Source organism: Streptomyces sp. WMMB303 (assembly GCF_029351045.1).
GTDB lineage: Bacteria > Actinomycetota > Actinomycetes > Streptomycetales > Streptomycetaceae > Streptomyces.
Genome location: NZ_JARKIN010000001.1, coordinates 5,573,810 through 5,597,131 on the forward strand (window position 1 = coordinate 5,573,810; position 23,322 = coordinate 5,597,131).

Below are 23,322 nucleotides of genomic sequence, written 5' to 3' on the forward strand. Positions count from 1 at the left end.
GAGGGAGGCAAGAGGTCCGCATTACGAGCAGACAGCGCGGCATCACATTCCGTAGATTCGGAGAGGCCAGCAGGGCATCGCATCTGGTCGGAAGCGCGGGGAGGCGATCAGAACGGAAGCGAACCGGTCCTTTGGGGAACTCCTCCGCGCGGCTCGCAAAGCCCGCGGCTGGGGCCAGCTCCGGCTCGTCAGCGAGCTGCGACGGTGCGCGAAGCGCCACGGGAAGGCGCTCCCGTCCGACGACAGCGTGAAGCGCCGCATCGCAACCTGGGAGAACGGGCACAGCACGCCCGACGAGTTCTACGGGGCACTCATCTGCGAGGCGCTCGACATCGCTCCGGCCGAGTTGGGGCTGAGTGCCGCCGCCGGCCAGGACTCCCGATTGCTGGAGACGCGGTATCCCCCGACCCCGGAGGAGGCGTTTCAGACCGTCAGCCAGTTGTGGCGCGCTGACTTGCACGGCTACGAGCCGCTGTTGCTCTCCGAGGCGTCACAGCACGCGTGGAGCGAAGCGTCTTTGCGATGGTTGGTCGCGCCCGATCCGTCGTTCCCGTCGACCGTCCGCACGGATGGCGCACGGGTGGGACTGGCCGACGTAGCGATGATCAAGACGACCAGTGACATGTTCGCCGAGATGGACGACCGGTTCGGCGGCGAGCATGCGCGACAGTCCGTCGTCCAGTACCTCAGTCGGGATGTGGCGCCCCTGCTCAGGGGCCAGTACACGGAAGCTGTCGGCCGGGCGCTGTTCTCCACGGTCGCGGAGTCCACTCTGCTGGCCGGTTGGATGTCGTACGACGCGTGTCACCACGGCCTTGCTCAGCGGTACTTCCTCCAGGCGCTTCGTCTCGCCCAGGACGGCGACGACCGCCGGCTGGCGGGGAGCATACTGTCCGCGATGAGCCACCAGGCCACGTTCCTGGGCAACTACACCGAGGCCGCGACGCTCGCCCGCGCCGCACGCATGGGCATCTCTGGCGTGGCGACACCGACCCTGATGGCGCAGTTCCACGCGATGGAGGCCCGTGCCCTTGCCCGTACGGGTGACATCCGCGCGTGCGAACAAGCTCTCAGCGAGGCCACCAAGGCGCTGGAGAGCCGCAACAGCAGCGACGAGCCGGAGTGGATCACCTACTTTGACGAGGCCGAGCTGGCAGCCGAGGCCGCCCACTGCTTCCGCGACGTGAACAGCGCCCGCCGGGCCGTGGCCCACGCTGAGAACGCCATGAGCGGCAGCCACGTACGGAGCGACTTCTTCGCCACCATGGTCCTTGCCGACGCCCACCTACGGGCCGGAGACCCCGAGGAGGCATGCCGCGTAGCCCTTGATGCTCTTGATCTCGGCGAACAGCTCAAGTCAGCGCGCTGTGTCAGCTACCTCAAGGAGTTCCGGGACGGCCTGTCGGCAGTGGGAGAGACAGCCGCTGTCCGTTCCTTCCGCGAGCAGGCGAATGGGCACCGGCTGTGGGCCGCTACGGAGGGGCAGCGCAACGGAAGCCGCTGATCAGTAAGGCTGCCAATCCTTCCGGCTGCCTCCGGTCCGGATGCTGTCGACCCGCCGGGGGAACTCTTCCGCCGCCCTACTGTTCGTCGTCACCTGGTGCCCGAGCCACAGCGTCATCATCAGCTCGCGCACGTCAGCCAGCACCGGGTAGCCCGGCCAGTTCATGAGGTCGAATCCGTAGTGATGCACGAAGGACTCGTACTCGGTCCGCGTGTGCCAGCCGAAGCGCTCGTAGTAGAGGGAGGTGAGGACCAGGTCCCACTCACGAGGAGCCAGCGCGAAGCCGTCGAGGTCGATGAGGACAGCGCGGCCGGTCCGGTCGCGGAGGCAGTTCCCGACGTTGGCGTCTCCGTGGATCATCCCGAAGGGGAGAACGAAGTCCAAGCGGTCATACGCCTTGTTCAGCTCTCCGGTCCGCTCCTCCAGAAACGAGCGATCCGCGTCCGAGACGCCGTCACCGAGACCACGCAGCGAGTCCCACACCTTGCCGAACGGGTCGTAGTGCGGCAGCCCGAGCGACTTCGGCTCTTCCAGCCAGTGCAGCCGCTTCAGGAGGTCGGCCAGCTCGTCCAGGCGGGCGTACTCGACTTCGTCCTGAAGGTTCACCCAGTACGTGACGACGCGGCCACCGATGACGGCCGGCTGTTCCACGTCGCCCAGCACGCGCGTAGCGGGGAAGTCCTCCGTCTCCAGCCAGCGTGCGACCCCTACAGCCCGCTGCATCTCGTCCAGGGCATCGGTGTCCCGCGCGATCCGGACGACCACAGGCGCGGTCGACAGCCGGTACACCGCGTTGGAGCCCAGGCGCAGCAGTTCCGCGCCCGTAGGGTCGAGCCCCGCTGAGCGGCACGCCTCCCCCAGCACCGCGCCCGCCGACTCAGCAGTGAACTCCGCCGTCATGCTCGCGCCTCCCCGCCGCATAGATCATGTCGACGGTATCGCTTCGCAGTCGCCGCTTACAGAGCGCCCACGGCGTATGCGCGGCGTGACGCACCCCCAATCCAAGCCGATCAGCACGCCGACCTGCGCAGACGCGGAGAAGCACGTCGGCCTCCGGAGCCGTGTGCGCAGGTTCGAATCCTGCCGGGGGTACTTTGAACGAAGTGCCGAAACGCCCTGTGACCAGGTTGGACGCTGGTTGCGGGGCGTTTGTCGTATACGCGGTTCGTGACGGCCCGAGCCGGTAGGAGTCCGGTGAGGTGGTCACGCCGCAGCGGCGTCAGGGGCGGGCCGGGGCGTCAGGGACGGGCCAGTGGTGGGTAGACCAGGTCCAATCCGGGTCCTCTCGGGACACAGAACAGTCCCCGGAGTCCTCATCGTTGCCATCAACCTCGGTCGTCGCCGAGGCTCCGGTAACGAGGGGCTTCGGGGGCCTCGCCAGAGCCTGCGGGGATCTCCTGCCGATAGACGTCTCTATCGGCGGTGGGATTCTCCGGTTTTCTGGTCTATTACCCAGTTTCCACGTCACCTGACCCGTGTCAAGCGACCACCGCAATGAGAGGCGTTGAGCCTGGTCAGGCCCCCTCTGCAACCGTCGGCAGGCCGCGCGGGGCTACGGCCCGAGGGGGAGGCGTTCCCCGGCGACGAGGGGACCCGACAACGATGGGGCCCGGCGGCATCGCCAGGCCACCTGGAGACGGGACATCCGGGAAGAGGCGGTCATGACGGCGGAGGCGCGAACGGATTCGCGGGGTCGTCGGGGTCGTGAAGATCGACGCCCTGGCGCTCCAGCTCCTGCATGGCGGAACCGATCTCCCGCAAGCATGGGTCGCACAAGGTCATGCCGTAGTCGAGACCGGTCGCGCCACACTTCTTGCATGTGCCCATCTGCCAACTCCCCACCGGCCCGCAGCCTTTGAGCGCTACTGCGCCACACAGAAGGTGAAAAATACCTCACTGCGCGTATCAGCGACAGGTTGTTTGAAGGTCGGATCCCAGATCTGTGGCGGCAGTCCGTCCGGGCCGGTCACCTGCGGCTCCACGGTGACTCACGTCGCCACTTCACCGTGCGACTCCACGCCGGAGGCGGAGCTCTCACCGAACCGACAGCCCAGCACAGACGTAGGTGGTCCGGCGTCCGGGCCGGGGGGTCACGGCGGCACTGCCGGACCGGACTGTCGGCAGCAGCCGGCGCGGAAGCCGTCACGAAGGCGAGGCGTTGAGGCGGGCGGCCTGGCGGGTCAGGTGGGCACGTTCGGCGAGGTTGGGTGCCTTGCGGGCTGCTTCGGCGTACAGCCGGGCAGCTGTCCTCCGGTCGCCGGCGCGCTCGTGGAGATGGGCGGCGACCGCGGTGTGGCGGGGCAGCGAGGCGTCCAGGGCGGCGAGCGCGGCCAGCCCGGCGCGCGGGCCGTCGGCCTCGCCTACGGCGACGGCGCGGTTGAGCCGGACGATCGGGCTGTCGGTGAGGCGTGTGAGTTCGTCGTACCACTCGAGGATCTGCATCCAGTCGGTCTCCTCGGCGGTGGGTGCGTCGGCGTGGAGCGCCGCGATGGCGGCTTGGGCCTGGTACTCGCCGAGTCGGTCGCGGGCGAGGGCGGCCTGGAGGATCGCGATGCCCTCGGCGATCGCTCCGGTGTCCCACCGTCCGCGATCCTGCTCGGCGAGTGGCACCAGGCTGCCGTCGGGCGCGGTCCTGGCGGGGCGCCGGGCGTGGTGGAGCAACATGAGAGCGAGCAGCCCCGCCACCTCAGGGTGGTCGACGGCGGCCGCGAGCTGCCGGGTGAGCCGGATGGACTCGGCGACGAGGTCGATGTCACCGCTGTAGCCCTCGTTGAAGACCAGATACAGGACGCGCAGCACGGTGGCGAGGTCCCCGGGCTGGTCGAACCGTACTCCGGAGACGGTGCGCTTGGCCCGGCTGATGCGTTGCGCCATGGTCGCTTCGGGCACCAGATACGCCTGGGCGATCTGGCGGGTGGTCAGCCCGCCGACGGCGCGCAGTGTGAGCGCGACCGCGGACGACGGTGTCAGCGACGGGTGCGCGCACAGGAAGTAGAGCTGGAGCGTATCGTCCACGGAGCCGGCGGGTCCGGGGGCCGGTTGCTCCTCGACGAGGTCCTCGCGTCTGCGGCGCGCTGTGTCCGCCCGGGTGGCGTCGAGGAACTTGCGCCAGGCCACGGTGACCAGCCAGCCCTTCGGGTCCCGCACGGGGGGTCCGCCGCCGGGCGAGCCCTGCGAAGAGGTGGCGGCCCAGACGCGGAGGGCCTCGATGAGCGCTTCCTGCACGGCATCCTCGGCCGCCGCGAAGTCGGCTCCGCGGCGGACGAGGATGCTGAGCACGCTCGGCGTGAGGCGCCGGAGCAGGAGTTCGTCCATCTGTCAGGTCACTCCGTGACGGTGGGCGGCTCGGTCAGGAAGGGGCGCAGCTCGAGCCATTCGTGGATCGGCTTCCCGCCCGCGCCCGGGGCGGCCGACAGTTCCCCGGCCAGTTCGACGGCACGCTCGTAGCTGTCGACGTCGATCGCCATCCATCCGGCGATGAGGTCCTTGGTCTCGGCGAACGGGCCGTCGGTGACCGGCGGGCGGCCCTCGCCGTCGTAGCGGACGAATGTTCCCTCGGGAGCGAGTGCCTGGCCGTCGACGAACTCGCCGGTCTCCTGCAACCGCGCCGCGAAGTCCTGCATGTACTTCATGTGCGCCGAGATCTCCTCCGGCGTCCACTGGTCCATGCACACGTCGTTCACTGCGGCCGGGGCGCCGCGGTAGTGCTTGAGCAGCAGGTACTTGGCCATCGTGGTCCTCCTCGATGCGGGCGCGGTCTTTGTCGCCGCGTTCACAGTCTGTCGGGCTTCTGCTGAGTGTTCACAGCTTGTTCCGCATTCACAGTCTGTCCGGTGTTCACAGCCTGTTCCGCGTGTGCAGCTCGTTCCTGGTTGTTTCCGTGTTCATCCCGGGGACGGACCCGGTCCCGGGTTCTCGACATCCCTCGCCGAGATTTTTTCGGCTCTTTCCGGAGGAGCCGGGGCGGGCCGGTCCCGGTCCAGGCCCGAGGGGCCGGCCGGGTGGCCGCGACCGGTGGTGTCCATGGCCGCCGCCCGAACACGTACGAGGGGCGCCGCACACGTACGGGGGCGCCGCGCCGTGCCGTGGGCGAGCCGCGCCCGTGACAGGGCGGGCGACTTACGATGCGCGGTGCCGGTCGTGGCGGGAGGCGGGAGGAGCCGAGGGTGAGTGCGGAGTTCGCAGTGGTGCGCAGTGAGCAGCCCGTGGGTGAGGACGCGCGCGCCGCGATCCTGGCGGCGCCGGGGTTCGGGCGGTACTTCACCGATCACATGGCCTCGGCGACCTGGACCGCGGACGCCGGCTGGACGGGGCACCGGGTGGGGCCGCTGGAGCCGTTCCGGCTGCATCCGAGTGCGGCCGTGCTGCACTACGCGCAGGAGATCTTCGAGGGGCTGAAGGCCTACCGGCACGGCGACGGCAGCGTGTGGCTGTTCCGGCCGGACGCGAACGCGCGGCGGTTCGCACGGTCCGCGCGACGGCTGGCGCTGCCGGTGCTGCCCGAGGAGGACTTCGTCTCCGGTGTCACCGCGCTGGTGCGCGCGGACGAGCCGTGGGTGCCGGCGCCCGCGGGCGAGGAGAGCCTGTATCTGCGGCCGTTCATGTTCGCCTCGGAGGCGTTCTTGGGAGTGCGGCCCGCGGCCCGGGTCGAGTACGCGGTGATCGCGTCGCCCGCGGGGCCGTACTTCGCGTCGGGGGTCACCGGGGTCACCCTGCGGGTGAGCACCACGTACAGCCGGGCGGCGGAGGGCGGTACGGGTGCCGCCAAGTGCGGCGGGAACTACGCCGGGAGCCTGGTGGCGCAGCGGGAGGCCGCGGAGCACGACTGCGACCAGGTGCTGTACCTGGACAGTGCCGGGAAGGGGAACCTGGAGGAGTCGGGCACGATGAACCTCTTCCTGGTCACCTCGGACGGCCGACTTGTCACCCCGGAGCTGGGCACCATCCTGGAAGGCGTCACCCGCGACAGTCTGATGGTGCTGGCGGACCGGCACGGGCTGACTGTGGAGGAGCGTTCCGTCGGGGTCGGCGAACTGCGCGCAGGGATCTCCGACGGCACGTTCGTCGAGGCGTTCGCGGCGGGCACGGCCGCCGTGGTGACTCCGATCACCGGGTTCAAGGGCGAGGACTCGGGGGGCGGCGGCTACGCGCTCACCGTGGGCGAGGGGACACCGGGCAGGAAGACGCTCCAGTTGCGGGAGCATGTGCTGGACATCCAGTACGGCCGCGCAGGTGACGCACACGGTTGGTTGCACCGCGTGTGCTGAGCGGCGTCACCTGATCCGGCTTGCCCCGGCGGATGCGGGGGCGGTCTCGCGTCCTGGGCCGGGGGCACCGGGGCGCTTGCGGGGAGCGGCTGAGTCCGGCGACGTCCCTGCGGCTCGAGAGGCCCGGTCGTGATCGGAACGGTGGTTCGCGGGGAGGCGTCCGACCACTTCGACGCGCGCGTCCAGGTCCACGACGCACTGCGACGGCCGAGGCTTCACCGTGAGTCCACCAGCGCGTACTTCGCCGAGAGCACCGTCGCACGCCCGTGCTGCGGCAGGTGGGCGAGCGCCTGGCCGTGGAAGGTGCTGACCACACAGTCGCGCGGTGTCGCGTCGTAGACGGCTTCCTCGTCGGAGGGGGTGATCTGGTAGCCGGGTTCGGTGACACGCAGCCGCTGTTCGTGTGCCAGGGGCACGACCGCGAGCACTCCCCCTCCGGCGGTACGCAGTGCATAGCTCTCGCTGTGGCTGGGCCGCGACGGCAGGAAGCGTCTTCGGGCACGCTCCGGGCCCAGTTCGTCGTCGCGGTGGCGGTAGGTGCGGCGTGCTTCCTCGGTCACGGCGTTGGACGCGAGTGCCGCCGCCTCGCCGGTACCGCCGGTGCGCCACAGGTCCTCGTACGTCTCGGGGACATCGTGCGGGCGCAGGGGGCCGCTTCTGGTGAGGATCCCGGCCTCCGCCGCGAGGCCGGAGCGGGCCCTGGCGATCCGGGGCAGGGGCCCGTCCTGGAGAGGCAGCGCGGCGTGCAGCCGCCAGGCGGCCACAGCGCTGCCGGAGCTGTCGCCCGCCTCTCCTGCGGTGGCTTCCGGGCGCTCGTCCGTCCCGTTCCTGGCGAAGACCAGCACGGTGTTCTGCGGTTCGGGGGAGGTGCGGGTGGCTGTCACCATGAACCAGCGGCCTCCCGCGGGGATGTGGAACTCGGGCTTGCGGAAGCTGGTCGGGCGGGCGAACGCGGCGCGTTCGGTGCGCGGCAGTGCGTCGTACTGCTCGTATCCGGCCGTCGCACGTTCCAGCACGTTTCCGGCTGCGACGTGGGCCAGCAGGGCGGCGTCCCGCTTCCGGTCGGCGCGGGTCGCGACGCGCTCGTAGTGGTCGAGGATCCGGCGAGCCTGTACGGCGGTCACGGGGGCGCGCGGATTCGATGGTGCGCCGGTTCGGGTGTCACCGCCGCGTACGTCGCGATCGCCGGGCCCGGAACCGTCATCTCCGGTGAGGTGCCCTCCGGTGCAGCCCGCGGTGGGTGCGGCGAGGAGGACCACGGCCAGGACAGTGGCGGCGGTGGTCCGGAGGCGTTGGGACAGCCGCCGCATGGGCGGACGGCAGCAGGCACACATGGCGGAACTCCCGGTGCGGTTCCGAGGGGCGGTCACGGTCCGGGGGGCCGGGAGGAGACGGGTGCCGAGGCCCCGGACCTTCCGGTCCACGTTCCGGCAGGATGCCTCAACGGCCACGTCGGCTCAGCGGATCGGGCGAATTCGACCATGACGGCCGACCTGGCACGGCCCTCGTGGCCGGTATCGTTCGGCGGACTCCGCACTCCAGTGCTCTACTGCCCTTGCGGGGACATGACAGGCGCCCGCGCGATTTCTGCGACCACGGTGTGCATGCGGCTACGGAGTGAGCACGCTGCTCCCGAGGCAGGCATGTCGACCTCGGTGTGTCGGGCGCCGCCTCCGGCGCCACGAAGCCCGCGGCAGTCCGCTGCTCGGCTCCGGACCTTTCAGTGCCCGGTCTGCCCCGCACCCCTGTGGTGACGGTGGCCCGGCCCGTGCCGGTGCTCGCGATCCGCTCTGACGACAGCCACCGGACAGTACGCGTGGTGGAGCACCGCCTGGCTGACCGACCCGAGCAGCAGCCCCGTGAAGCCGCCCCGGCCGCGGGCTCCCACGACCAGCAGTTGCGCCTCCTCGCTGGCTGCGATCAGCGCCTGCCGGGTGTACTCCTGGACGAGCCGCGGTGTCACCCGGACATCTGGGTGCTGCTCGCGCCGGGCGCTGATGGCGGTCGTCAGCACGCGCTCCTCCTCGGCGCGGTAGAGGTCCACGTCGTAGTAGGTGGGCACCTGGATGCTCGGTCCCGCCGCGACGGGTCCGGTCCAGGCGTTCCAGTTGTGCAGTGCGACGAGTTCGGCACCGCGCAGCGAGGCCTCTTCGAAGGCCCAGCCGACGGCCGCGTCGCCCACCTCGGAGCCGTCCACTCCGAGCACTATTGGCCCGGCGGGGTGCTTCCTGCCGCGGGTGACCAGCACAGGGCACTCGGCGTGCGCGGTGAGGTAGACGGCGACGGAGCCCACCAGCAGTCCGGTGAAGCCGCCGAGGCCGCGGTCTCCGACGACGACGAGGTCGGCGTCGCGCGACTCGGTGGCGAGCACGGAGAGCGGCTCCCCCGCGATGACCGCGTGGCTGACCTCGACGGTCGGCTGGGAACTCGTCGCGCGCGCGGCGGCCTCCTCCGCGGTGCGGTGGGCGAGGTTGCGCAGCCCGCCCTCGGGCGGACCCATGGCGGACGGGCCGAGCGGGACCTTCATCGTCGGCCAGACGAACGCGTGCACCACGTGCAGCGAGCCGCCGCGGAGCTTCGCCTCGCGGGCGGCGACGTCGACGGCTTCCAGGCTCGACGGAGAACCGTCGACACCGACCACAACGGTCCCGCTCACGGCGGCGCTCCCTTCCGGGGCTCACCCGCCGCGCTGCGCAGCCATGGTCGGGTGCGTCCCTCCTGCGTCACTCCAGACATACCGCTCGCAGCCCTGGGCAGCAGCGCCAGAGGGCCCGAATGGGGCGGACCGGTCCGGGGAGAGCATGCGCGGCCCCGCACAGGGCCGGGGCCACGAACCAGGAGCCGGAAGAGGTCGGATCAGAGCCGGCCCGAAGGGCGGACGGGAGGCCGGAACGATCGGTTCCCGGCGAGGTCCCCGGCCGGGGTCAGTGGCCCCTTCCGGGCCGGGAAGCGGCCGGCGGTCCCCATCGCGGTACGGCAGGCCGCGAATCGGCGGCAGCCGGCGGTGGGGAGGCGCCGTCGAGGGTCAGCGGCTGACGCCGCGGTTTCCGAAAGCGGGGTTCAGCACGCCGACGACGTCGATGGTGTTGCCCACGACCTGCACCGGGACGGATACGGGCACCTGAATGACGTTGCCCGAGACCACACCGGGCGAACCGGTCGCGGCGCCGGTGGCACCCGCGTCCGCGAAGGCGGAGCCGGAGGCGGCACCCACTGCCATTCCGGCGCAGGTGAGAACCAGGGCGGCCTTCTTCGGGGTCTTCATGTGCGTTCCTCCACAGGGTTGTTCACGGCCCCGACTTGGCGCCGCGGACTGGTGAACGCGGCGGTACCGGCGGGGGCACGGGCGGGAGGCCCCCGTCCACCGATCGGCCGACGACGTGGCCGAGTCGCCCCCCGTGCCGTGCCGGGCGAGCGGGCTGTAGCTGCGAGCCGAGCGGGCACAGCAGGCGAACGGCCGGTCGAACAGATCGGGCGGACAGGCCAGGCGAACAGTCCGGGCCGATGAAACGAGTATCGGATCTGCGCAGGTCAGAGAGTCGTCGTCCGGGTGAACCTGCGCAACCAACCCCGAGCGGCCGAGTTGTCCAGTGCGCTCCGCGTCTGAGCTCCACATCAGGATTGGACTATCAATGATCAAGAACGCGTTGGCCACGGCCGCCGCTGCCACCGCCGTCGTCGGTGTCGCCGCCCCGCAGGCCATGGCCGTCGGCAACGACCACGGCACCACGACCGTGAACGGCAACGGCGCGTCCCAGATGTACGGCAACTCGGCCACCTACGGGAACTGGAGCCCCCAGTTCGCCCTCATCCAGGGCTCGCTGAACAAGCCCTGCATCGGCCTGCCGCTGAAGGGCAACGTCGGCTCCCTCGTGGGCCTGGTGAACGTCGCCGTCCAGGACCTCAACGTCCTGTCGAACCCGCAGAACCAGCAGTGCGTCGAGAACTCCACCCAGGCCAAGGGTGACGAGCCGCTCTCGCACGTCCTGAACGACATCCCCCTCCTCTCCGGAAACGGTGCCGGCAACCGCTGAGGCGGTTCCGACCGCGACCGGAGCGGAACGCGGGCAACAGGCCCGGGGCGCAGTGCGCCCCGGGCTTTGCGCTGTTACCAGGCCCTTTTCAGCCTTTCCTCGAGCATGCGAATCCCTGAGCGGGCCGAAAGCACCGACCTCCCCCGGCGGCACGGAGACGCGCACTGCGGGGCGGCGACCGGGAGGCGTGCCCTCCGGAGACAGGATCCGGGGATCAACAGCCCGGTCTGTGACCGGAATCGGCGCTCACGGCAGCGGGTGGCGTCGGAAACACATGCGCCCAGGCCGGTCGCACAATTAGACCGTCCGGGGGATAAGGGGCGGAATTCTGCATAACTCGTGTCGTACGGAACGCGGCATCGTTACGAATGGCAGCAGCGGAGTTGCGGGCGATGAGCCAGCACTCGTGGACATACGAAATCCGTGGTCCAACGAAACCCGCTTGAGAAAGGACTCCCACGTGAAGTACACGAAGGTCGCGACCGTCGCCGCCGGCACGCTGATGGCCCTTGGCACCGCCGCCGCTCCGGCCCTCGCCGACTCCGGCGCCCAGGGTGGGGCCGCGAACTCGCCCGGCGTCATCTCGGGCAACGTCATCCAGGTTCCGGTCCACGTTCCGGTCCAGGTCTGTGGCAACACCATCGACGTCATCGGGCTGCTCAACCCGGCGTTCGGCAACACCTGCGTCGCCGACTGACACTCCCCGCCCTCGTGAGCGGGAACCAGTTCGGACCGGCTCCGGTGCGTGGGGCGTGAGCCCGCGCGCCGGAGCCGTCCGGTCTCCTGAGACGCGGACGGAGACTGCGGGCCTTCCGCACCGTCCGCGCCTTCCGCACCAGAATGAGAGCAGGAAGAGACCATGCGAAAGGTCTTGAGCAAGAGCCTCCTGACCGCTGCCGCGACGACGGGGGTACTCGCCGGAGCCGCCGGGTACGCACAGGCCGACGCGGGAGCCGGCGGTGGCGCCGCCGACTCCCCCGGGGTGCTGTCCGGGAATGCGGTGCAGGCCCCGGTGCACGTACCGGCCAGCGTCTGCGGCAACACCGTGGATGTCATCGGTGTACTGAACCCCGCGTTCGGCAACAGCTGCGCCAACGGACACCACGAGACGGTGACCCCGCATCACCCGCCGCGGGCCGAGCCTCCGCGGCAGACCGAGGAGGAACCGCCGGAGCGCCCCGAGGGACGCACCCCGGACAAGCCCGCGGAGCCCGAGGAGAAGCCGGCCGAGGAGCCCGTCGAGGAGCGTGCTCCCGAGCAGCCGGAGATGCCCGAGGCCCCCGTCCAGGAAGCCGCCGTCGAGACCCCGGTGACGCCGCAGAGCGACGAGGCGCCCCAGGCGCTGGCGGAGACCGGCTCGGAGAGCGCCTGGACCGTCGGGGCCCTCGGTGCCGCCGCGCTGCTGGGCGGCACGGTGCTCTACCGCCGCTCGACAAGCCGCCGCGCCTGAGCGGACCGTGTCCGCACGCGTTCGCACCTCGGCAACTGCGGGGCGAAGGCGACGCGAAGGAATCGCGGAACAGTCCTCGGGGCTGTTCCGCGATTCTGTCTGCGGCTTTACGCGGGTCGGTGCGCGCCGCTCGCAGACACAGGGTTTCTCCCCGGCGGCCCCGTTCCCGGAGCTCCGCCGGAAAGCCGAAAACCTACCGGGAGAAGAAACACCCCATGAAGTACACCAAGACCGCCACCGCCGTCGTGGGTTCGGTGCTGGCGCTGGGCGCCGCGACGCCCGCTTCCGCCGACGCGCCCCCGGTGGGCCCGAATTTCAGCCTCAACGGCGCTCTCGACAAGGCACTCGCGAGCGGTGAGCTTCTCACCTATCCCCCGATCGGCGTCAAAGGTCCGCAGGTGGATGCCCTCGTGAATACCGTCGAGGAGACGACGAAGAACGGGGAGCTGACCAGCGACCAGAACCTGCTCGGCGGTCTACCGCTACTCGGGTGACCGGTACCGCCTGGCGAACGGATTTCCTCGTCACGAGGGATTCCGGGGATTCACCATTCAGGTGAAAAAGAACAACTCATGAAGCGGAAGACAGTTGAACCCGACGTCCCAGACTTCCGCACTCTTCGAAGAGGAACGGTAATACCCATGATGAAGAAGGCTCTGTCCACCGCTACGGTGGCCGTTTCGCTCGTCGGCGTCTCCGCGCTGGCCGCCCCGCAGGCGCTGGCCGTCGGCAACGACACCGGCACCACCTCGGTGAACGGGAACGGCGCCGACCAGAGCTTCGGCAACGCCGCCACCTACGGCAACGGCAGCCCGCAGTTCCAGGCCGTCCAGGGCACCCTGAACAAGCTCTGCGTCGGCCTGCCGGCGAAGGTCAACGTCGGTTCGCTGGTGGGCCTGATCAACGTGGCCGTCCAGGACATCAACGTCCTGCACAACCCGCAGAACCAGCAGTGCTCGGACAACTCGACCCAGGCCAAGGGCGACGACTCGCTGTCGCACATCCTGGACGACATCCCGGTCCTGTCCGGGAACGGCGAAGGCAACCGCTGACCCACCGGGCCACCGGCCCGACCGCGGTCCGCGTCCGACGGATCCGCACGGAGAAGTTCCGTACATGAAGAAGCCACCGGCATCCAGCCGGTGGCTTCTTCATCTGGGGCCGCCGCTGCGCGGCATTTGCGGCGCCCCGCTCAGCGCGGCAGCGCGTCGATCACGCCGTTGGCGACCGGACCGACGAGCGGGAGTTCACCCAGGGAGGCACCGCGGGCGAGCGGGCCGGTCAGCGCGGCGGTGCTCACCGCGCGGAAGTCGGCGACCTGGGTGCCCACGGCATTGTCCAGGGGGTCCGTACCCGTGTTGGCCAGCGGGTCGAGTTGGAGGCCGGTGACCGTCTCCAGGGTCCTGGCGAGGGCGATTCCGGTGCCGCGCACCGTTTCCCTGGCCGGCGCCGCGAGACCCTCGGCAGCGGATCGGGCCGCCACGGCGCCGCCCCTGCCCGCCGCGTCGAGGTCCTCGGCCACACCGCTCTTCTCGGCCGTGCCGCCGTGTTCCGCCGCCATCGCCGCCTGGCCGCCGGAACCGAGCGCGGCGGCTCCGAGGACCGTCGCGAGAAGTCCGGCCCGCAACAGGACGCGCTGTGAGGGGGCCCTGTGACGGGCAGGTCGGGAGTTCAGCATGTGTCACCACCGAGTACGAGTCGTACGGAAAACGGGACCACAAAGTGTCACCGTGCGGCTCCACACAGTAGTCGACCGTTTCCGCAGGGCTCCACTCCGGCGGAGCCACGGCCGGGGTACCGGCGTCAGCGCGCCGATGACGCACAGGCGAGCGACCCTGCCCCCGGCGGCGTACTCACGGACCGGAGGGTGGTCATTGCGGGTGATTCGGGTTCCGTCCGGCTCCCCCGTCGCCGCTAGGGTGCCGGTCCATGACCTCCCCCCATGCCGCCCCGGGCGGCATCCAGCAGCAGCAGTTCGGCACCCTGACCGTGATCGGCTGGGCGGGCGAGTACGAGGACGGACGGGACATGGCCTTCCTGCTCGCCTACTCGCTCGGCGACGGCACGGACGGCCCGCAGGCGGTTTCCCGTGCGATGCGGCAGCTCGCCCAGGAGGTCGGACTGCCGGTGGGTGAGGTGGTGAACGCCGCCGAGAACCGGAACTTCCCGGTGACCCTGCTCGTCGAGGGCGGGCAGGCCGTACTGCGGATGCCGAAGCTGACGGCGCAATACGTGGCACCGCCCCAGTGGCTCACAGCGGCACAGGAGCGTGGACTCGTCTACTTCATGCTCGCGAGCACTCCCTGGCCACAAGCACGCCCGGGTGTCGAGATCGGCGAGCAGGCCCTGCGGGAGTTCGTCAGCGAGGAGATGATGTCCACCGCCGCCCACTGCATGCTGCCCGTGCGGGGGTTGGCGGGCTGAACCCCGCCGCCCGGTCGCGCTCGCGTGACCGGGCGGCGAGCGAGGGACGAACGGCCGGCGGACGGCGGAGCACCAGTCAGGCGCACGCCTCCAGCTCGGGGTCGACAGGGGCACCTGTGAGCCTGTTGGCCAGGGTGGAGAGGGTGTACGCGCCGATCCCCAGGACGACCTCCAGCGCCTGCTCCGGCGTGTAGCCGTGTGCGGCGAAGGTCTTCAGCGCCTCCTCTCCGACATCCCCCGCCCGGTCCAGCACCCGCAGGGTGAACACCCGCACGGCCTCGAGGCGTTCGTCGGGGAGCGGACGGGCTTCGCGCAAGGCAGCGATCAACGCCTCGTCCGCCTGCAGGGCGCGCAGCTTGCGGGTGTGCATGGCGACGCAGACGTGGCACCTATTGCGGGTAGCGACGGTGAAGACGACGGTCTCGCGCGCCTGCGGGTCCAGGCTGGTGGCTTCGAAGGCGGCACTGATCCGCATGAACGCCTCAAGGGTGTGCGGCGAGGCGGCGAGGCGCGCCACCGCAGCGGGCAGGAATCCGAGGCGCTGCCGGGTGGATTCCATGATGCGGCGTGAACCGTTCGGCGCCGACTGCGGGGTGAGATCCGGGAAGGTCGCTTCGGGCACGGCGGGCCCCTCTCCTAGAATGGTCAACGTGGTTGTCGAAAAAAAGGTAAACCAGGTTGTCGAATCTGTCGAGTGCGGGGCCCGTCATGGCTGACCGGGAACGGTGGGGCTTCGAGCTGCCGCTGCTGCTGTTCGCCGGCTTCCGGTCGCTGATCGACCAGTTGCACGCCGAGCTGGCCGACCACGGACACCCCGAACTGCGCCCCGTGCACGGCTTCGCGATGCAGGCCGTGGGGCGGGACGGGGTGACGGCGAGCGAACTGGGGCGACGGCTCGGCGTCTCCAAGCAGGCAGCGGGCAAGACGGTGGACCGGCTGGCGGTGCTGGGCTACGCGGAACGGGTCTCCGACCCCGCGGACGCACGGCGCAAGCTGGTACGGCTCACGCCGCGCGGCCAGGACGCGCTGGTGCTCTCCGGCGCGGTCTTCGAGGAACTGCGCGGGCAGTGGGCGGACCGGCTGGGGCAGGAGCGCCTGACGGAACTGGAGGACGCGCTCGAGGCAGTGGTGGGGCCCGCCGCGTTCGGTCTGGACGCGGCAGGATGGTTCGGGGACTGACCAGCCGATCCGGCCCCCGCCCGCCCCTCCCGGCGGAAGCTGTACCCCTCCGCGTCCTCGCGGCGAGGCACGGTCAGCACTCCAGCTCTTCCGGCCGGCGCCCGGTGGCAAGCAGCTCCGGCCGGAAGAGCCCGTCAGGCTCCACCGGGGCCGCCCCGGGCCCCACCCCCGCCGCTCCCCGGCCCGGCGGAGCCGCCGGACTCCTCGTCGTCGACGATCTCCGCGTCCACCACGTCCTCGTCCCCAGGCGTGCCTCCCTGAGATGACCCCTCACCGGCCGTCTGCTGCCCCTCCGCGCCACCGGTCGCCCCGCTCTCCCGCGCCTGCGCGTACATCGCCGTGCCGATCTGCTGCGCCGCGGCAGCGGTACGGTCGACGGCCTCGCGCAGCGTCGCGGTGCGCTCGGTGGCGCGGGCCGGATCCTCGGGCGTCTCGGCCAGCCTCGCCCGGAGGTCGGCGAGGGCCGCCTCCGCCTCGGAGCGGGTCTCGCCCGGCACGGTGCCCGGACCGGTGTCGGCGAGCAGCCGTTCGGTCTGATGTACGAGTTGCTCGGCCTGGTTGCGCGTCTCGGCGGCCTCGCGGCGCCGCGCGTCCTCCTCGGCGTACTGCTCCGCCTCGTGCACCATCCGCTCGATGTCGTCACGTGGCAGTGCAGACCCGCCGGTGACCTGCATCTTCTGTTCCTTGCCGGTGCCGGTGTCCCTGGCGGAGACGTGCATGATCCCGTTGGCGTCGATGTCGAAGGTGACCTCGATCTGCGGGACGTTGCGCGGCGCCGGGGGCAGGCCGGTCAGCTCGAACACTCCCAGCTTCTTGTTGTAGGCGGCGATCTCCCGCTCGCCCTGGAAGACCTGGATCTGCACCGACGACTGGTTGTCCTCCGCGGTGGTGAAGGTCTCCGAGCGCTTGGTCGGGATGGTGGTGTTGCGCTCGATCAGCTTGGTCATGATGCCGCCCTTGGTCTCGATACCGAGGGACAGCGGGGTGACGTCCAGCAGCAGGACGTCCTTGACCTCGCCCTTGAGCACACCGGCCTGGAGCCCGGCGCCGATGGCCACCACCTCGTCCGGGTTCACGCCCTTGTGCGGATCCCGGCCCGTGAGGTTCTTGACCAGGTCCGTCACCGCGGGCATCCGGGTGGAGCCGCCGACCAGGATCACGTGGTGGATGTCGGACAGCTCCACTCCGGCGTCGTCCACCGCCTGGTGGAAGGGGGCCCTGCAGCGCTCCAGCAGGTCCTCTGTCAACTGCTGGAAGCGGGTCCGCGTCAACTGCTCCTCCAGGTGCAGCGGCCCCTCGGAGGTCGCGGTGATGTAGGGCAGGCTGATCGTGGTCTCGGTGGCCGAGGAAAGCTCGATCTTCGCCCGCTCCGCGGCCTCACGGAGGCGCTGCACCGCCATCCTGTCCTGGGACAGGTCGACGCCGTGCGCGTTCCTGAAGCGTTCGACCAGGTGGTCGACCACACGCTGGTCCCAGTCGTCACCGCCCAGGAGCGTGTCCCCCGCGGTGGCCTTGACCTCCAGGACCCCCTCGCCGATCTCCAGCAGCGACACGTCGAACGTCCCGCCGCCCAGGTCGAAGACGAGGACCGTCTGCTCCTCCTCCCTGTCGAGACCGTAGGCGAGGGCTGCGGCGGTCGGCTCGTTGACGATGCGCAGCACCTCCAGTCCGGCGATCTCGCCGGCCTCCTTGGTGGCCTGCCGCTGCGCGTCGTTGAAATACGCGGGGACGGTGATGACGGCGTCGGCGACGTCCTGGCCGAGGTAGCTCTCCGCGTCCCGCTTGAGCTTCTGCAGCACCCGGGCGGAGATCTCCTGAGCCGTGAACGACGTCCCGTCGATGCTCCCGGACTCCGGGAAGCGCCAGGCGGCCTCCCCCATATGGCGCTTCACGGAGCGCACCGTGCGGTCGACGTTGGTGACCGCCTGCCGCTTGGCCACCTCGCCGACGAGCACGTCGCCGCCCTTGCCGAACGCGACCACGGACGGCGTCGTCCTGGCGCCCTCGGCATTGGCGACGACCACGGGTTCACCGCCCTCCAGGACGCTGACCACCGAGTTCGTGGTGCCGAGGTCGATTCCGACAGCGCGTGCCATGGCCGTCCTCCTCTGGAGCCTCAGGAGCGCCGGCCTCCGCGAGCCGTGGAGTGCCGGGTGGGCTACACCTGAGTCTTGCCTTCCTCGATGGCTTCGGCCACCTCAGCCGTCCGTTCGGCTTCCTCGGCGGCGAAGCGCTCGGCGTCCAGCTTCTCGGCGATCTCCTCGTCCTGGGCCATCAGCAGGTCGAGGTTCTGGTCACCCATCTCGAAGACGCCCATGTCGACGTAGGCGCGCTGCAGGCGTTCGCCCCACAGGCCGATGTCGCGCACACAGGGCACGATGCGGCTGAAGAGCAGCTTGCGGAAGAGCTGCAGATACTCCGACTGCTCGCTGAAGGTCTCCGCCTCCGCGCGCGGGATACCGAAGTTCTCCAGCACCTCGACGCCCTTGAGCCGGTCACGCATCAGGTAGCAGCCCTCGATGACGAACTCCTCGCGCTCCCGCAGTTCCGCGTCGGAAAGCTGCTTGTAGTAGTCGCGCAGCGCCATCCGTCCGAAGGCGACATGGCGGGCCTCGTCCTGCATGACGTAGGCGAGGATCTGTTTGGGCAGCGGTTTGTCGGTGGTGTCCCGGATCATGCCGAAGGCGGCCAGGGCCAGTCCCTCGATCAGCACCTGCATGCCCAGGTAGGGCATGTCCCAGCGGGAGTCGCGGAGGGTGTCGCCCAGGAGCGACTGGAGGTTGTCGTTGATCGGGTAGAGCATGCCGACCTTCTCGTGGAGAAAGCGGCCGTAGATCTCCGCGTGCCGGGCCTCGTCCATCGTCTGCGTGGCGGAGTAGAACTTCGCGTCCATGTCGGGCACCGACTCCACGATCCGCGCGGCGCACACCATGGCGCCCTGCTCGCCGTGCAGGAACTGGCTGAACTGCCAGGAGGCGTAGTGCCGCCGCAGCTCGCCGCGCTCGGCCTCGTTCATCTTGTCCCAGTAGGCCGTACCGTGCAGCGTCATGGCCTCATCAGGTGTGCCCAGCGGGTCGTAGGGGTCGACCTCCAGGTCCCAGTCGATGCGGCGCTGCCCGTCCCACTGCTTGTCCTTGCCCTTCTGGTACAGCGCGAGCAGGCGGTCGCGACCGTCGTCGTACTCCCAGGAGAAGCGGGCGTTGCCGGAGGCGGGGACCTGCCAGAGAGGGGCGTCGGTTGCGTGCACATAGAGATCGTGTGTGGACACGGACATCTCCTTCAGTCACGGACTGCCCGGTGCGGGTGGATAGTTGGCAGGCTCACACGCGGGTTACTGCCCGGTCAACAAGTTGCGCGCAAGGGATTGACGTCCTTGCTGACGCGCAGTCTCATAAGGGAGGACAGTAGATGTGACCGCCGGTAACGCGCATGGACCACCGGCGCCGCCCGACGAAGAGGTGCCCCAGCATGACCACAGCGCCTGACACCGCAGAGAAGGAACACGAGGTGCTCAAGGACGCCCTCGGCCTGCTCAAGGACCGCGAACAGGTCGCCGAGCGCCTCCTGGAGTCCTCCCGGAAGCACTCCTTCGACCCGGACACCGAACTGGACTGGGATGCCCCCTTCGAGGACGGCAAGTGGTTCTGGCCACCGGAGTTGGTGTCGCTCTACGACACCCCGCTGTGGCGAAGGATGTCCGAAGAGCAGCGGATGGACCTGGCCCGGCACGAGGCGGCGTCACTCGCGTCGCTGGGCATCTGGTTCGAGGTCATCCTGATGCAGCTACTGGTGCGGCACATCTACGACAAGCCGCTGACCAGCAATCACGTCCGCTACGCGCTGACCGAGATCGCGGACGAATGCCGGCACTCGATGATGTTCGCACGCATGATCAAGCGGGGTGGTGCACCCGCGTACCCCGTCTCCAGGCTGCATCACAACATGGCCCGGCTGCTCAAGACGATCTCCACCACACCCGGCTCGTTCACCGCGACGCTGCTGGGCGAGGAGATCCTGGACTGGATGCAGCGGCTGACCTTCCCGGACGAGCGCATCCAGCCGTTGATTCGCGGCGTGACCCGGATCCACGTCATCGAGGAGGCCCGGCACGTGCGCTACGCGCGCGAGGAACTGCGCCGGCAGATGGTCAGCTGCCCCCGCTGGGAGGCGGAACTGACGCGGGTCAGCTCCGGCGAGGCCGCCCGGGTCTTCTCCATCTCCTTCGTCAACCCGCAGGTCTACGAGAACGTCGGCCTGGACAGGAGGGAGGCCGTCGCCCAGGTGAAGGCCAGCGGCCACCGCCGCGAGGTCATGCAGAACGGCGCCAGGCGGCTGACCGACTTCCTGGACGAGATCGGCGTGCTGCGCGGCGTGGGCAGGAAGCTGTGGGTCAGCTCGGGACTGCTGGCCAAGTGAGCGCCCCGGGCGGGCGACGTCGGTGACGGCCACCGGTGAGGGCCGCGTGAAGCCCCGGTGAGGAACTCCGGCGCACGCGGAGGACACCGGTGGCCGTCGGGCGGTTACGCTGCCTGCATGAGCAGTAGCGGCACCGCCCCGGCGTATCGCAGGCTGAGTGTGCAGGAGCGGCGCAGCCAACTGCTCGGACACGCGCTGGGCCTGTTCGCACACCGACCCCCCGAGGACGTGTCACTGGACGATGTCGCAGCCTCTGCCGGGGTGTCGCGGCCCCTTGTCTACCGGTACTTCCCCGGAGGCAAGCAGCAGCTCTACGAAGCGGCCCTGCGCAGCGCCGCCGACCAGCTCGAACAGTGTTTCGCCGAGCCGCCGTCCGGGCCGCTGACCACTCGTCTGTCCCGGGCCCTCGACCGATACCTGGGCTTCGTCGACCAGCATGACGCGGGGTTCATGGCGCTGCTGCAAGGAGGCAGCGTGGTGGAGACCTCCCGGACGGACGCCATGGTCGACGAGGTCCGCAGGGACGCGGCCGACCAGATCCTCGCTCATCTGGCGGCGGACGGGGACGGTGGGGGCCGCGGATCGCCGCGGCTGCGGATGGCGGTGCGCACCTGGATCTCGGCGGTGGAGGCGGCCTCGTTGATCTGGCTCGACGAGGGCAAGCAGCCGCCGCTGCCGGAGCTGCGCGACTGGCTGGTGGACCACTTCGTCGCGGTCCTCACCGCCACGGCGGCCGGAGACGCCCGGACTGCGGCCGCGACCCGTCGGGCTCTGGCCTTGGAGGAGCCCGACGGCGCCGTCGCCGATCTGGTCGGCAGAGTACTGCCGGTGGTCGCGGAGTCCGGGCATCTGCTCCCCGGCTTTGCGGGACCGCCTGAGACTTAAAGATGGCTTGAAGTCTGAGCTAGGCTGCGGTCATGCCGACTCAGCTCTCATGGAAGGCCCCGGAAGCCACCGTCGGAGAACTGGCGGAACGCGCGGGCGTCGCCGCCTCGACGCTGCGCTTCTACGAGCGCGAAGGGCTCATCCACAGCCGTCGCACCTCCGGCAACCAGCGGCGCTACAGCCGCGACACCCTGCGCCGCGTCGCCTTCATCAGGGCCTCGCAGCGCCTCGGCATCCCCCTCTCCGCCATCCGCGGGGCGCTGGCCCTGCTGCCGGAGGGCCGGACGCCGACGCGCGAGGACTGGGCCGTCGTCTCGGAGTGCTGGCGGGAGGACCTCAACCAGCGGATCGCCCTCATGGAGCAGCTCCGCGACCACCTCACCGACTGCATCGGCTGCGGCTGCCTGTCGCTGACCTCGTGTGCGCTGGCCAACCCGCAGGACAGGCTCGGCGAGCAGGGCCCCGGCGCCCGCCGACTCAGCCAGCCGTGCGGCCCCGAGCCCGCGCACGGTGACGCGTCCGGCTGCCGCGGCGGTGCAGTCCCCGGTCGTGCGGCCGAAGGGAACTGAGGCGGTGCGCAGTGAGGAGACCGCTTTTCGCGGCGGGCCGCTCGACGGGCGGACGCTGTCGGTGCCGCTGGGTCCGACCGGCAGACCGCCGCGCAGCTACGAAGTACCGGTACCCGATCCGGAGGGCGGCCCGACGGTCGTCCATGTCTACCGGCTGGAGCCTGCCGCGCTGAACAAGCTGGGGCTGCCACGGGGCTGGGCGTACGTCTACGAACCCGAAGGGCGACCGGCGAGAGGTCCTCTGCAGCGGTTGCCGTGGCGCAGGCGGCGCGAACGCTGAAACCGGTCGATGCGGGTACGCGGACCGGGTGGCACGGGTACTCGCACCGGGTGGCGCGAGGTCGGCATCGGTGGCACGGCGAAGGGCGTCCGGAAGCGGCCCGGCTCGAGGCCCGATGCCCTCCGGAAGGCTTCCGGGATGCGGCGGCTCCGGCCACGGGCGCGCGATCAGCCTGGACAGGGCGGCGGCGAGGGGGTTTTCTGCCGACGTGATCGAAGGCATCGCGCGGCTGCGCGAGACGGACCCCCGGCAGCTCGGTCCCTTCCGGCTCTTCGGGGTCCTCGGGCGCGGCGACGCCGGCAGTGTCCATCTGGGCAAGGGCGTCCCGGGACGAGGCGGGCGCAAGCGGGCGGCGGCGGTCCGCGCCGTGCGGCCCGAACTGCTGCGCGATCGACAGCTGCGGGCGCGGCTGCGCCGGCAGACGGCCCGCATCGCGGAAGCGGTGGACAGTCCCTTCGTGGCCGGCGCCTTCGGCTGCGAACTCGACAGTGAGCGCCCGTGGATCGCCGAGGCGTTCGTGCCGGGCGTGCCGCTGTCGGCGCTGGTCGCCGCCTACGGTCCACTGCCGGAGATGTCGGTCCGCGCGCTGGGCGGCGGCCTCGCCCGGGCCTTGGCCGCGCTGAACGCGGCAGGAACCGCGCACGGTCACCTGCGGGGCTCGGATGTGCTGCTGACAGCCGCCGGGCCGCGCCTCGTGGGCCACGGTCTCGCGCTGGACAGCTCCGGCTCGGGGGCGTCGGCCGGCAGCGCCGAGGACGTCTTCGCGCTGGGTGCCGTGCTGGGACTGGCTGCGAGCGCGCGCCACCCGTTCACGGGAACCCCACTGCCCACGTCCCGCGAGGACCCCGACCTGAGCGGGGTGCCCGACGCGCTGTGCGTGCCGCTGCTGGCGTGTCTGCACAAGACCCCCGAGTCCCGGCCGCACCCGGAGTCCCTGGCCCGCGCCTTGGACCTCTCCGGAAGCGCGACACGTCCGGCGCGGGAGTGGCTTCCGGACCCGTACCTCCATGAGATCGGCCGACTCTCGGAGACGGCACGGGCGCTGATCGGACGTCGGGGCTGGAGCCGCTGACCGGCTGCCCCCGGCCTCCGGCCGACGGCACCGCTGTCCCGGGAAGGCGGCTCCAGCTCGACGGGGGCAAGTGGCGGGGGCGAGGTCGAGATCCCCCCACACGTTCGGGTGATGTGGAGCCGGTCGCCGTCGCTGGACACGGTGTGGGAGTGGGGGTAGGAGCAGGGCGGTTTCGGTACCCCGAGACCACAGCCCTTCCGGCGCACCGTTCCGACCAGCCATGCAGCGCCTCCTCCCGAGGA

Annotated in this window: 24 protein-coding genes; 14 read left to right on the forward strand and 10 right to left on the reverse strand. The window is 70.5% G+C overall.

All coding sequences use genetic code 11. The features are described from left to right. Positions 1-247: 247 nt before the first annotated feature. Entirely contained in the window at positions 248-1,504 is a 1,257-nt protein-coding gene (locus P2424_RS24185; protein ID WP_276477821.1) for a hypothetical protein, read from the forward strand. On the opposite strand, the gene P2424_RS24190 is transcribed toward P2424_RS24185, so the two are convergent. The 3 genes from P2424_RS24190 to P2424_RS24200 form a co-directional block, all read right to left on the reverse strand. Continuing rightward, positions 1,505-2,404, reverse strand: coding sequence for an aminoglycoside phosphotransferase family protein (locus tag P2424_RS24190; protein ID WP_276477822.1), 900 nt, complete (start codon positions 2,402-2,404; stop codon positions 1,505-1,507). A gap of 1,242 nt (positions 2,405-3,646) precedes the next feature. Then, entirely contained in the window at positions 3,647-4,819 is a 1,173-nt protein-coding gene (locus tag P2424_RS24195) for a DUF6596 domain-containing protein (RefSeq protein WP_276477823.1), read from the reverse strand. Positions 4,820-4,827: 8 nt separating this feature from the next. Further along, positions 4,828-5,235, reverse strand: coding sequence for a YciI family protein (locus tag P2424_RS24200; RefSeq protein ID WP_276477825.1), 408 nt, complete (start codon positions 5,233-5,235; stop codon positions 4,828-4,830). A gap of 435 nt (positions 5,236-5,670) precedes the next feature. Here P2424_RS24200 and P2424_RS24205 point away from each other — a divergent pair, with 435 nt between their 5' ends. Beyond that, positions 5,671-6,771 (forward strand): branched-chain amino acid aminotransferase, encoded by a 1,101-nt coding sequence (locus tag P2424_RS24205; RefSeq protein ID WP_276477826.1) that lies wholly within the window; start codon positions 5,671-5,673, stop codon positions 6,769-6,771. Positions 6,772-6,986: 215 nt separating this feature from the next. Here the strand turns inward: P2424_RS24205 and P2424_RS24210 are convergent, their stop codons facing one another. From P2424_RS24210 to P2424_RS24220, 3 genes are all read right to left on the reverse strand, one after another. Beyond that, complete coding sequence (locus tag P2424_RS24210; RefSeq protein ID WP_276477827.1) at positions 6,987-8,081, reverse strand: hypothetical protein; 1,095 nt, start codon at positions 8,079-8,081, stop codon at positions 6,987-6,989. A gap of 410 nt (positions 8,082-8,491) precedes the next feature. Continuing rightward, complete coding sequence (locus P2424_RS24215) at positions 8,492-9,427, reverse strand: universal stress protein (RefSeq protein WP_276477828.1); 936 nt, start codon at positions 9,425-9,427, stop codon at positions 8,492-8,494. Between the two features lie 369 nt (positions 9,428-9,796). Then, entirely contained in the window at positions 9,797-10,036 is a 240-nt protein-coding gene (locus P2424_RS24220; RefSeq protein WP_276477829.1) for a chaplin, read from the reverse strand. Positions 10,037-10,403: 367 nt separating this feature from the next. Here P2424_RS24220 and P2424_RS24225 point away from each other — a divergent pair, with 367 nt between their 5' ends. From P2424_RS24225 to P2424_RS24245, 5 genes are all read left to right on the forward strand, one after another. Next, complete coding sequence (locus tag P2424_RS24225) at positions 10,404-10,805, forward strand: rodlin (RefSeq protein WP_019354584.1); 402 nt, start codon at positions 10,404-10,406, stop codon at positions 10,803-10,805. A gap of 460 nt (positions 10,806-11,265) precedes the next feature. Next, positions 11,266-11,502 carry a chaplin gene (locus P2424_RS24230; RefSeq protein ID WP_019354583.1) on the forward strand — a complete coding sequence of 79 codons (237 nt, stop codon included), beginning with the start codon at positions 11,266-11,268 and terminating at the stop codon, positions 11,500-11,502. Between the two features lie 162 nt (positions 11,503-11,664). Next, positions 11,665-12,255 (forward strand): chaplin, encoded by a 591-nt coding sequence (locus P2424_RS24235; protein ID WP_276477830.1) that lies wholly within the window; start codon positions 11,665-11,667, stop codon positions 12,253-12,255. Positions 12,256-12,470: 215 nt separating this feature from the next. Continuing rightward, complete coding sequence (locus P2424_RS24240) at positions 12,471-12,749, forward strand: hypothetical protein (RefSeq protein ID WP_276477831.1); 279 nt, start codon at positions 12,471-12,473, stop codon at positions 12,747-12,749. A gap of 150 nt (positions 12,750-12,899) precedes the next feature. Further along, entirely contained in the window at positions 12,900-13,307 is a 408-nt protein-coding gene (locus P2424_RS24245) for a rodlin (RefSeq protein WP_276479108.1), read from the forward strand. 140 nt (positions 13,308-13,447) lie between these two features. Here the strand turns inward: P2424_RS24245 and P2424_RS24250 are convergent, their stop codons facing one another. After that, positions 13,448-13,933: a hypothetical protein gene (locus P2424_RS24250; protein WP_276477832.1), complete on the reverse strand. Its 486-nt coding sequence runs from the start codon at positions 13,931-13,933 to the stop codon at positions 13,448-13,450. 251 nt (positions 13,934-14,184) lie between these two features. Between P2424_RS24250 and P2424_RS24255 the strand changes: the two genes are divergently transcribed. Next, positions 14,185-14,679 carry a DUF5949 family protein gene (locus P2424_RS24255; protein WP_276477833.1) on the forward strand — a complete coding sequence of 165 codons (495 nt, stop codon included), beginning with the start codon at positions 14,185-14,187 and terminating at the stop codon, positions 14,677-14,679. A 76-nt stretch (positions 14,680-14,755) separates the two neighbouring features. Here the strand turns inward: P2424_RS24255 and P2424_RS24260 are convergent, their stop codons facing one another. After that, on the reverse strand, positions 14,756-15,301 hold the full coding sequence (locus tag P2424_RS24260) for a carboxymuconolactone decarboxylase family protein (protein ID WP_276477834.1): 546 nt from the start codon (positions 15,299-15,301) through the stop codon (positions 14,756-14,758). An 86-nt stretch (positions 15,302-15,387) separates the two neighbouring features. Here P2424_RS24260 and P2424_RS24265 point away from each other — a divergent pair, with 86 nt between their 5' ends. Continuing rightward, positions 15,388-15,858, forward strand: coding sequence for a MarR family winged helix-turn-helix transcriptional regulator (locus tag P2424_RS24265; RefSeq protein ID WP_346660115.1), 471 nt, complete (start codon positions 15,388-15,390; stop codon positions 15,856-15,858). 134 nt (positions 15,859-15,992) lie between these two features. On the opposite strand, the gene dnaK is transcribed toward P2424_RS24265, so the two are convergent. Together dnaK and P2424_RS24275 are read right to left on the reverse strand one after the other, a co-directional pair. Further along, positions 15,993-17,954 carry a molecular chaperone DnaK gene (dnaK, locus tag P2424_RS24270; protein ID WP_276477835.1) on the reverse strand — a complete coding sequence of 654 codons (1,962 nt, stop codon included), beginning with the start codon at positions 17,952-17,954 and terminating at the stop codon, positions 15,993-15,995. Positions 17,955-18,016: 62 nt separating this feature from the next. Continuing rightward, positions 18,017-19,132, reverse strand: a complete 1,116-nt coding sequence (locus tag P2424_RS24275) for a ferritin-like domain-containing protein (protein WP_276477836.1) — start codon at positions 19,130-19,132, stop codon at positions 18,017-18,019. A gap of 194 nt (positions 19,133-19,326) precedes the next feature. Between P2424_RS24275 and P2424_RS24280 the strand changes: the two genes are divergently transcribed. The 5 genes from P2424_RS24280 to P2424_RS24300 all read left to right on the forward strand — a co-directional run bounded on the left by P2424_RS24280 (position 19,327) and on the right by P2424_RS24300 (position 23,080). Next, positions 19,327-20,274 (forward strand): diiron oxygenase, encoded by a 948-nt coding sequence (locus P2424_RS24280; protein WP_276477837.1) that lies wholly within the window; start codon positions 19,327-19,329, stop codon positions 20,272-20,274. Positions 20,275-20,391: 117 nt separating this feature from the next. Further along, on the forward strand, positions 20,392-21,159 hold the full coding sequence (locus P2424_RS24285) for a TetR/AcrR family transcriptional regulator (RefSeq protein ID WP_276477838.1): 768 nt from the start codon (positions 20,392-20,394) through the stop codon (positions 21,157-21,159). A gap of 32 nt (positions 21,160-21,191) precedes the next feature. Further along, positions 21,192-21,728, forward strand: a complete 537-nt coding sequence (soxR, locus tag P2424_RS24290) for a redox-sensitive transcriptional activator SoxR (protein WP_276477839.1) — start codon at positions 21,192-21,194, stop codon at positions 21,726-21,728. Positions 21,729-21,732: 4 nt separating this feature from the next. Next, a complete protein-coding gene (locus P2424_RS24295; RefSeq protein ID WP_276477840.1) occupies positions 21,733-22,008 on the forward strand; it encodes a hypothetical protein in 276 nt (91 codons plus the stop codon). Positions 22,009-22,216: 208 nt separating this feature from the next. Continuing rightward, complete coding sequence (locus P2424_RS24300) at positions 22,217-23,080, forward strand: hypothetical protein (protein WP_276477841.1); 864 nt, start codon at positions 22,217-22,219, stop codon at positions 23,078-23,080. Positions 23,081-23,322: the final 242 nt, after the last annotated feature.

What these genes read in the sequence shown, in the direction of transcription:
- soxR (WP_276477839.1), top strand. Translation starts at nt 21,192, where the DNA reads ATGCCGACTCAGCTCTCATGGAAGGCCCCGGAAGCCACCGTCGGAGAA.
- P2424_RS24220 (WP_276477829.1), bottom strand. Translation starts at nt 10,036, where the DNA reads ATGAAGACCCCGAAGAAGGCCGCCCTGGTTCTCACCTGCGCCGGAATG.
- P2424_RS24240 (WP_276477831.1), top strand. Translation starts at nt 12,471, where the DNA reads ATGAAGTACACCAAGACCGCCACCGCCGTCGTGGGTTCGGTGCTGGCG.
- P2424_RS24250 (WP_276477832.1), bottom strand. Translation starts at nt 13,933, where the DNA reads ATGCTGAACTCCCGACCTGCCCGTCACAGGGCCCCCTCACAGCGCGTC.
- P2424_RS24275 (WP_276477836.1), bottom strand. Translation starts at nt 19,132, where the DNA reads ATGTCCGTGTCCACACACGATCTCTATGTGCACGCAACCGACGCCCCT.
- P2424_RS24285 (WP_276477838.1), top strand. Translation starts at nt 20,392, where the DNA reads ATGAGCAGTAGCGGCACCGCCCCGGCGTATCGCAGGCTGAGTGTGCAG.
- P2424_RS24265 (WP_346660115.1), top strand. Translation starts at nt 15,388, where the DNA reads ATGGCTGACCGGGAACGGTGGGGCTTCGAGCTGCCGCTGCTGCTGTTC.
- P2424_RS24245 (WP_276479108.1), top strand. Translation starts at nt 12,900, where the DNA reads ATGAAGAAGGCTCTGTCCACCGCTACGGTGGCCGTTTCGCTCGTCGGC.
- P2424_RS24195 (WP_276477823.1), bottom strand. Translation starts at nt 4,819, where the DNA reads ATGGACGAACTCCTGCTCCGGCGCCTCACGCCGAGCGTGCTCAGCATC.
- P2424_RS24225 (WP_019354584.1), top strand. Translation starts at nt 10,404, where the DNA reads ATGATCAAGAACGCGTTGGCCACGGCCGCCGCTGCCACCGCCGTCGTC.
- P2424_RS24190 (WP_276477822.1), bottom strand. Translation starts at nt 2,404, where the DNA reads ATGACGGCGGAGTTCACTGCTGAGTCGGCGGGCGCGGTGCTGGGGGAG.
- P2424_RS24200 (WP_276477825.1), bottom strand. Translation starts at nt 5,235, where the DNA reads ATGGCCAAGTACCTGCTGCTCAAGCACTACCGCGGCGCCCCGGCCGCA.
- P2424_RS24255 (WP_276477833.1), top strand. Translation starts at nt 14,185, where the DNA reads ATGACCTCCCCCCATGCCGCCCCGGGCGGCATCCAGCAGCAGCAGTTC.
- P2424_RS24280 (WP_276477837.1), top strand. Translation starts at nt 19,327, where the DNA reads ATGACCACAGCGCCTGACACCGCAGAGAAGGAACACGAGGTGCTCAAG.
- P2424_RS24210 (WP_276477827.1), bottom strand. Translation starts at nt 8,081, where the DNA reads ATGCGGCGGCTGTCCCAACGCCTCCGGACCACCGCCGCCACTGTCCTG.
- dnaK (WP_276477835.1), bottom strand. Translation starts at nt 17,954, where the DNA reads ATGGCACGCGCTGTCGGAATCGACCTCGGCACCACGAACTCGGTGGTC.
- P2424_RS24235 (WP_276477830.1), top strand. Translation starts at nt 11,665, where the DNA reads ATGCGAAAGGTCTTGAGCAAGAGCCTCCTGACCGCTGCCGCGACGACG.